This window comes from Aestuariimicrobium sp. p3-SID1156 (assembly GCF_025144225.1).
In the GTDB taxonomy this organism is placed as follows: domain Bacteria; phylum Actinomycetota; class Actinomycetes; order Propionibacteriales; family Propionibacteriaceae; genus Aestuariimicrobium.
Genome location: NZ_JALXXB010000028.1, coordinates 1 through 617 on the forward strand (window position 1 = coordinate 1; position 617 = coordinate 617).

The 617-nt window shown below is 66.8% G+C and carries 2 protein-coding genes; both read right to left on the reverse strand.

Going from position 1 to position 617, the window contains the following annotated elements; genetic code table 11:
• Window positions 1-354 (reverse strand): cadmium resistance transporter (locus M3G03_RS12780; protein WP_259810512.1); only part of this gene is annotated, 354 nt, incomplete at its 3' end.
• Window positions 351-617 (reverse strand): helix-turn-helix domain-containing protein (locus M3G03_RS12785; RefSeq protein WP_259810514.1); only part of this gene is annotated, 267 nt, incomplete at its 5' end. The genes M3G03_RS12785 and M3G03_RS12780, both read right to left, overlap by 4 nt.

Here is a 617-nt window from a genome sequence, read left to right on the forward strand (position 1 = left end):
GGTGACGCCTGCGACTGTCCACACGCCGACCTTCTTGCCGGCAACCTTGGCCTCGTCGTCATCGTCGTCATCGTCTCCGCGCCAGGCCTGCCATGCGGCCCAGAGGCCGAGGCCCAGAGGGATGAGACCGAAGTACGGGATGGCTGCCGAGGGCAGGAATGCTCCGGCACCGATGGTCACCAGGACCGCGGCACCGAGGATGCCGACGAATCCGAGGTACTGGCCGGCCAGAATGCGGGCGGTAGTGCCGCGCTGGCCTGCCCCTCGCGCGAAGAAGAGGGAGAGCACGATGATGTCGTCGATGTTGGTCGCTGCGAACAGGCCCATCGCCTGCAAGACCGAGGTGAGGATCATGCGCCCTCCCCAGCTGCGTCGCATCCGGGAAGCGAGCAGGCGGGATCGATGCACGGGGCGTCTTCGTCCACTGCCAGGGTGGCATCGACCAGTGCCGTCAGCGCCTGCGCCAGGTGCGAATCGGCGATCTCATATCGTGTCCGACGACCCTCGGGCTCGGAGACGACGATCCCGCAATCGCGCAGGCATGCCAGGTGGTTGGACACGTTCGTGCGTGTCAGGTCCAGATCTCGGGCCAGTTCCGCCGGGTAAGCGGGATGGTC